The sequence below is a fragment of the Mesorhizobium sp. M0296 genome, assembly GCF_040321675.1.
Classification (GTDB): Bacteria; Pseudomonadota; Alphaproteobacteria; order Rhizobiales; family Rhizobiaceae; genus Mesorhizobium.
Window position 1 is genome coordinate 1 of record NZ_JAMYRZ010000087.1, and the last position, 6356, is coordinate 6356.

A 6356-nucleotide genomic window follows, 5' to 3' on the forward strand; every position below is an offset into this window, starting at 1 on the left:
CCAACACCGTTTCAACCATCGAGCGCCGGCTTTCGTCGCTCTCCTGGAATTTTGCCCAGCGCGGCCAGCCGCTGGACCGCAAGGACCGGCATATCGCCACGGTGATGGCTGGCGTTCGCAACACCCACGCCTCCCCTCCCCGGCAGAAGGAAGCGATCCTGCCTGAGGATCTGATCGCCATGCTGGAAACCCTCGACCGCGGCACGCTGCGCGGGCTGCGCGACCGCGCCATGCTGCTTCTGGGTTTCGCCGGCGGGCTGCGGCGCTCGGAAATCGTCGGCCTCGACGTTGGTCGCGACCAGACCGAGGATTCTTCTGGCTGGATTGAGTTTTTTCCTGACAAGGGCGTGCTGGTGACCCTGCGCGGCAAAACCGGCTGGCGCGAGGTCGAGGTCGGCCGCGGCTCCTCCGACGCCACCTGCCCGGTGGTCGCGCTGCAAACCTGGCTGAAGCTGGCGCGGATCGGCCATGGCCCTTTGTTCCGAAGGGTAATAGGGCAAGGCAAAAGAGTCGGCGCCGATCGGCTTAACGACCAGGAAGTTGCGCGGCTGGTCAAGCGCACGGCGCTCGCAGCCGGCGTGCGTGGCGATCTGTCGGAGGGCGAACGCGGTCAAAAGTTTGCTGGCCATTCGCTGCGCGCCGGCCTCGCGTCCTCGGCCGAGGTCGACGAGCGCTATGTGCAAAAGCAGCTCGGTCACGCCTCGGCCGAGATGACGCGAAAGTATCAGCGCCGGCGCGATCGTTTCCGCGTCAATCTCACCAAGGCGTCCGGGCTCTGAAAAGCCCCCTCCCTGCCCCGTTTTGTCCGCTGGGATGAGGCGGTCAGATCTCAGGCGATAACATACCTCATCCAGCACAGCGAGCGCTGTATCCAGACTATCGGCGGCCGACGCTTCGTAGTCAGGCATGATCATCAACTGCGTTATGGCACGGCCCACAAGAGGGCATCGCGATAAAAGTACGCCAAACAACGCTAAGGGAGAACAAGCAGTGATCTGATTTCGTTCGACGCTCGTTTTCGAGAGCCGTTCTGGGTCGTTCGCAATCAACTGTGTAGGCCAGCGGAGCGAGCAAGGAGCGCCAGATCCGGACAGGGCTGAGTGGGGTGTTTTTCCGGAAGGTGGGGCCATGCCCTAAGGGACACGAGATGTAGTGGACTCGTTGATCCGCGCGGTTTCGATTCGCGCACCCGGGCACAACGCTTGGATAAGTCCCATCAAATGCTCTCCGGTGCCCGTCATCTGTATAGCTGACATTGGGCCGAGGGCTTCCAGCACGAGCCACATGGCGCGGGTATCGACCGTGACCCATGGTGCGCCGCCCCTGCCGCCAGTTCCAGCGGCGGCACGTGACACCTCGCACCAGATGACTTCGCCCGGTTCGGGATGCTCGGTTACCATTTCACCTTGCTCGATCGTGTCGAATGGCTCCGCTCCCTTCGCAATTAAAAGTCTCGGGACCCCTGGTAGAGATCGAGATCTTCCCCGCCAATCGGAAGGCCATACAACACGCTGACGGCATTGTAGGCATCAACCAGTGGGGAAATCCGCGGAGAGAGCCATCTTTCCGCACCCGCTTGAGAAGCGCGGCGGCCGAGCACGGCGTTCGATTGGCCTTTGTGCCGAAAGCCTCGTAGGCAACGGCCCACGCCGCAAGATGCGCGTCCCTTTGGGCGTCATCGCGAAGCGCCGCCTGTTCCGCCGCCGCAATCGTGTCGTTCAACGCCTGTGCATCCGGCACGTCGATTCCAGCGTTCCGCACCACAATGCTGATCAGATGAAAATCCCGGTAGCGGGCCTTGATCTCGGGGCAATCAATGGCGTGAAAGACATGGGATGCTCTTTTCTCATGGGGAGGCTTTGCGCTGGGGGTCGTTCGGGAAATGTATGAAGAAAGGTGTTTGTCGAGGCGTTGGTGCGTGGAACATTTTTCAAGGGTTTGCCGATAGGCAGGCGAGATCGCCAACGACATGATCTTCGCCCGATACCCTACAAACACAATGCCAGCCGCCGTCACCGAGTCGCGAAGATGAAATTCAAGGTGACAAACTGGCCGGAATACGAGGCGGGCCTTCGGCGGCGCGGCAGTCTGACGCTGTGGTTGACAGAAGAAGCCTTGGCCAGGTGGCATGCGCCGCGAAGAACGACCCGCGGCGGCCAGCCCCGCTATTCCGATCTCGCCATCGAGGCGGTCTTGACACTGGGATGCGTCTTCGGGCTTCGTCTGCGCCAGAGCGAGGGATTGGCGACCTCGCTGCTCGATCTGATGGGGCTTGATCTACCGGTTCCCGATCACACGACGCTAAGCCGCCGGGCGCAGATATGGGAACCATCGGCCAAGCGGCAGCGGCATCCGAGGACGGTCCGCTGCATGTGCTGATCGATAGCACCGGATGAAAGTCTACGGCGCCGGCCAATGGCTGGAAGACAAGCACGGTGCCAGATCACGCCGGACCTGGCGCAAGCTGCATTTGGTTCTCAATGCCGACAGCGGCGAGATCATCGCCCATTGTCTGACCGACCAGGACGGCGACGATCCCACGCAGGTGAAGCCGCTGCTCGACCGGATCGACGCAGAGATCGACCAATTCACGGCCGACGGAGCATATGATGGCGGTCCCACCTACTGCGCGGTGCTGCAACACAGCGTCCCCGCAAGGATAGTCATCCCGCCACGTTCAACGGCCGTGGAGAGTGATGACACCGGACCACCCGGTCAAAGGGACGGTCACATCACGGCGATCGCCAATGATGGAAGGCTGAATTGGCAGGCGTCCACCGGCTATGGCAAGCGCGCCCTGATCGAGACCGCCGTCGGGCGCTACAAGGGGCTGATCGGACGTCGCCTGCGAGCCCGCTCCTTTTCGGCTCAGCAGACCGAGGTCGCCATCGGCTGCGCCGTTCTCAACCGCATGACGGCGTGCGCACGCCCGGAGTCCGTTCGCTGCCCGGCAAGGCCGACATAGCAGGCGGCATCAAAGAGCTGATTGTGCCTAATGCCACATTTTGCACCAATGCCTTGTGGCGCGGGCAGCCACAGGCACAGGCTACGCGGAAAATGAAAAGCGGGGCCAACCCATTCGCTTGCACACAGCCTGGGTTTTGCCAGCTCCTCAACCGCAACGTGCTGTCAATCTTCGTCTTGCCATGTCTTGAACGCCGAACTGTTCACGCCATTGGCGCCGCTTTGTCATCCCGTGCCCCGAAATGAGGCCGTCGTTCGAACGATATGCGCAGTTGCTTATCCGCCAGAAACCGGCGAGCCAGATCGGTGTCGCGCTTACCCACGCGTGACACCCAGTCCGAAAACAGGCGAACCGCGCGCCGGTTCATATGCCGCGAAGGACAGACCAGCCAGTATCCCGGAAACTCGATGACCTCGAACTCTATCGAGACCGGAACCAGAGAACCCGACACCAGGTCCTCGAATGCGATGGATGTGCTTTCCAGGACCACACCTGCACCGTCCTTCGCCAGTTGAACTGACATTGACGAACGGTCGAAACGATAGGGATACGTCATGCGGGCGCCCTGGATACCGTTGCACGGCAGCCAATAATCCCACCGGAAATAGGCCTTCACACTGTCGATCAACCGCGCATGGCGAAGCTGCTCCCGCGGATCCGGTGAGATCGCGCGCAGTTCGGCAAGATAGGAAGGCGAGCACATCGGCAGGATCAGATCGTTGACGACGCAATCCGAATAAAGGCCGGCCCAGCCGCCGTCGCCATAACGAAGATCGAGATCGATGACCTCCGTTTCGAAATCCGAGAAATTGGGCGTGGCGTCGACGCGCAAATTCCAGCTCGGATAGCCCTTGCTGAACTCGGCCAACCGCGGCGCCAGCCATTTCTCGCCGAAGGAAGGACTGACGCGCAGGCTAAGCTGGAAGCTTTCGCGCTGCCGCACAATGGCATTACGCACCTCGCGTATGGATTCGAAAGCCTGGGTCGTGGTCTGGAAGAGCCGCTCACCGTCGATCGTGAGCGAGAGATGGCGCTTTTCGCGCTGAAAAAGCCGCACCCCGAGTTGGTGTTCGAGCAGCCGCAGCTGCTGGCTAACCGCCGAAGGTGTCACCTGCAATTCCTGAGCGGCCTTTGCCACGCCGCCGAGCCGCGCGACTGCCTCGAAATGCGTCATCGAATTGAACTTGATGTCTGACCTCGTCCTCGTCAGTTAAGCTCAGCTACACAGAATGTTAAGAAACGAAAATTGAGCCGAATGTCAATCGGTCGCACAGTGGTCCCGGAAGGAGATACAGGATGGAGCCGAGTTCAACCCAAAGCTTGGGTAGCGCCGGCAACGTGCCGGGAGTTGGACAGGTATTGACCAGGAAGCCCCTGATCGAAGCTGCCAATATCGAGAAGAGTTATGACGCAACCCGAGTCCTGCGGGGTGTGAGTTTTCAGGTCCGGGCCGACGAAATCCACGCGCTCCTGGGCGGCAACGGCGCCGGCAAAAGCACTCTCATCCGCATCGTCACAGGGCTGACCTCACGCGAAGCCGGCGAGATTGGCTTCGCCTCGTCGAAGGCCGACCACAACAGCCCGATCATCGCGGTGGTGCATCAGGAGCTGGCGCTGTTGCCCGAGCTGTCCGGTCGCGGAAAACATCGGCATTGTGCATGCGAGGTCGGGCTGGTGGCAGATCAGCCGTCGCCGCACGCGCGAAACTGCGCTCGGAGCGCTCCAGCTGATCGACCCAGCGATCGGCGAAGCGATCATCGATAATGCCGGCACGCAAATTGTCCCTCCACGAAGGCCAGATCGTCCAGATCGCTCGTGCCCTTTCCACCGGAGCCGAAGTGCTGCTTCTCGATCCCGGCGATCCGGTTGGGGAAACGCGCTGGCTGCAGGAGATCGCCAACAAGCGAGGCTTTGCACATCGTCGGCTATGCCGACCTGTCCCAACCACACGTCGGCGACCTCCTCGACCGCCACATGGAATATCCGAACTTCCGCGGCATGCGGCAGCCGATGAATTATCATCCCGACCCCGCCAAGACCTATCTGGCGCGGCCGGAGGTCAGTCGTACGCCCGAATGGCGGCGCGGCTTCCGGGAGCTGGCGAAGCGCGGGCTGAGCTTCGACCCGCAGCTCTACTATCCGCAGATGAGCGAGTTCCTCGAACTGGCGCGCGACTTTCCCGACGTGCAGATCATTCTCAATCACACCGGCATGCAGGTCGACGGCGCCGAGCATTTTGGCGCCTGGAAAAAGGCATGCACCAGTTAGCGCAAGCGCCGAACGTCGCCTGGATCTCGGGCCTCGGCATGGGCGACTGGACTTGGACCACGTTCTCGATCCGTCCTTATGTCGAGGAGGCGATCGCAGCCTTCGGCGTCGGCCGCTCGATGTTCGCGACGAACTTCCCCGTCGACAAGCTGTTCTCGAGCTTCGACGCCATTTTGAACGCCTTCAAGGAAATTACGATCGCCCACCCGCACGAGGAGCGGCTCGCGCTGTTCCATGACAACGCCGCCCGGTTCTACCGACTTTAGATCACCGGCAAACAGAAATAGCAGGAGAGTTCGACTTGTTGCTGAAGGGCAAGGCCGTGGTGATTTCGGGGGCCGCGGGCCCCCGGGGAATTGGCCGCTCCACGGCAGCGCTGATGGTACAGCACGGGGCTCGCGTTGCAATACTCGACCTCGATGACGGGCAAGCGCGTGACGCCGCTGCGTCGCTTGGACGCGACCATATTGGCCTTGCGTGCAACGTCGCGGACCTCGACGCCTGCAAGAGGGCGGCGGCGCAAGTGACAGAAACCTTGGGCAGGATCGATGTGCTCTGCAACAATGCGGGCGTCACGCAGCCGGTCAAGACGCTGGAGATCAGCGCGGCTGACTGGGACCGCATCCTCGATGTCAACCTACGCGGCGTGCTCCATCTCAGCCAGGCATTCATCCCGAACATGCGCGAAAATGGCGGCGGCTCGATCATCTGCATGTCGTCAGTTTCGGCCCAGCGCGGCGGCGGCATCTTCGGTGGCCCGCACTATTCGGCTGCCAAGGCGGGTGTTCTGGGGCTTGCCAAGGCCATGGCGCGCGAATTCGGTCCCGAAGGCATCCGCGTCAACTGCATCACACCGGGCCTGATCCAGACCGACATCACCGGCGGCAAACTGACCAACGCCATGCGCGCCGACATCATCAAGGGAATCCCGCTCAGCCGGCTGGGCGAGGCGCGCGACGTAGCCGGCGCCTATCTCTTCCTGGCTTCCGATCTGGCCAGCTACATCACCGGCGCCGTGATCGATGTCAACGGTGGGATGCTAGAGCGGTTCCTGATTTGACGGAATCGAAGGGGATTCCGGATCAGTCGGTTTTGTGATTCAAGATGCTGGCTGGAGTGGAGG

The 6356-nt window shown here is 61.7% G+C and carries 5 protein-coding genes and 2 pseudogenes; 5 read left to right on the plus strand and 2 right to left on the minus strand.

All coding sequences use genetic code 11. From position 1 onward, the window contains the following. A partial coding sequence (locus NKI97_RS35115) for a site-specific integrase (RefSeq protein WP_352838576.1) occupies nucleotides 1-779 on the plus strand: 779 nt, incomplete at its 5' end. Between the two features lie 622 nt (nucleotides 780-1401). On the opposite strand, the gene NKI97_RS35660 is transcribed toward NKI97_RS35115, so the two are convergent. Beyond that, nucleotides 1402-1971: a hypothetical protein gene (locus tag NKI97_RS35660; RefSeq protein ID WP_502899472.1), complete on the minus strand. Its 570-nt coding sequence runs from the start codon at nucleotides 1969-1971 to the stop codon at nucleotides 1402-1404. A 12-nt stretch (nucleotides 1972-1983) separates the two neighbouring features. On the opposite strand from NKI97_RS35660, the pseudogene NKI97_RS35125 reads away from it, so the two are divergent. Further along, nucleotides 1984-2965, plus strand: a pseudogene (locus tag NKI97_RS35125) (IS5 family transposase). A 202-nt stretch (nucleotides 2966-3167) separates the two neighbouring features. Here NKI97_RS35125 and NKI97_RS35130 read toward each other — a convergent pair. Further along, on the minus strand, nucleotides 3168-4139 hold the full coding sequence (locus tag NKI97_RS35130; protein ID WP_352457357.1) for a LysR substrate-binding domain-containing protein: 972 nt from the start codon (nucleotides 4137-4139) through the stop codon (nucleotides 3168-3170). A 122-nt stretch (nucleotides 4140-4261) separates the two neighbouring features. On the opposite strand from NKI97_RS35130, the gene NKI97_RS35135 reads away from it, so the two are divergent. From NKI97_RS35135 to NKI97_RS35145, 3 genes and pseudogenes are all read left to right on the plus strand, one after another. Beyond that, nucleotides 4262-4729 (plus strand): ATP-binding cassette domain-containing protein, encoded by a 468-nt coding sequence (locus NKI97_RS35135; protein WP_352457358.1) that lies wholly within the window; start codon nucleotides 4262-4264, stop codon nucleotides 4727-4729. A gap of 86 nt (nucleotides 4730-4815) precedes the next feature. Then, nucleotides 4816-5499, plus strand: a pseudogene (locus NKI97_RS35140) (amidohydrolase family protein); the annotation flags it as partial. A gap of 35 nt (nucleotides 5500-5534) precedes the next feature. After that, entirely contained in the window at nucleotides 5535-6293 is a 759-nt protein-coding gene (locus NKI97_RS35145) for an SDR family NAD(P)-dependent oxidoreductase (protein ID WP_352838577.1), read from the plus strand. Nucleotides 6294-6356 lie beyond the last annotated feature (63 nt).

Bases quoted from the DNA above. Each gene is read 5' to 3' on its own strand.
- NKI97_RS35660 (WP_502899472.1), bottom strand. From the start codon at position 1,971: ATGTCGTTGGCGATCTCGCCTGCCTATCGGCAAACCCTTGAAAAATGT.
- NKI97_RS35130 (WP_352457357.1), bottom strand. From the start codon at position 4,139: ATGACGCATTTCGAGGCAGTCGCGCGGCTCGGCGGCGTGGCAAAGGCC.
- NKI97_RS35135 (WP_352457358.1), top strand. From the start codon at position 4,262: ATGGAGCCGAGTTCAACCCAAAGCTTGGGTAGCGCCGGCAACGTGCCG.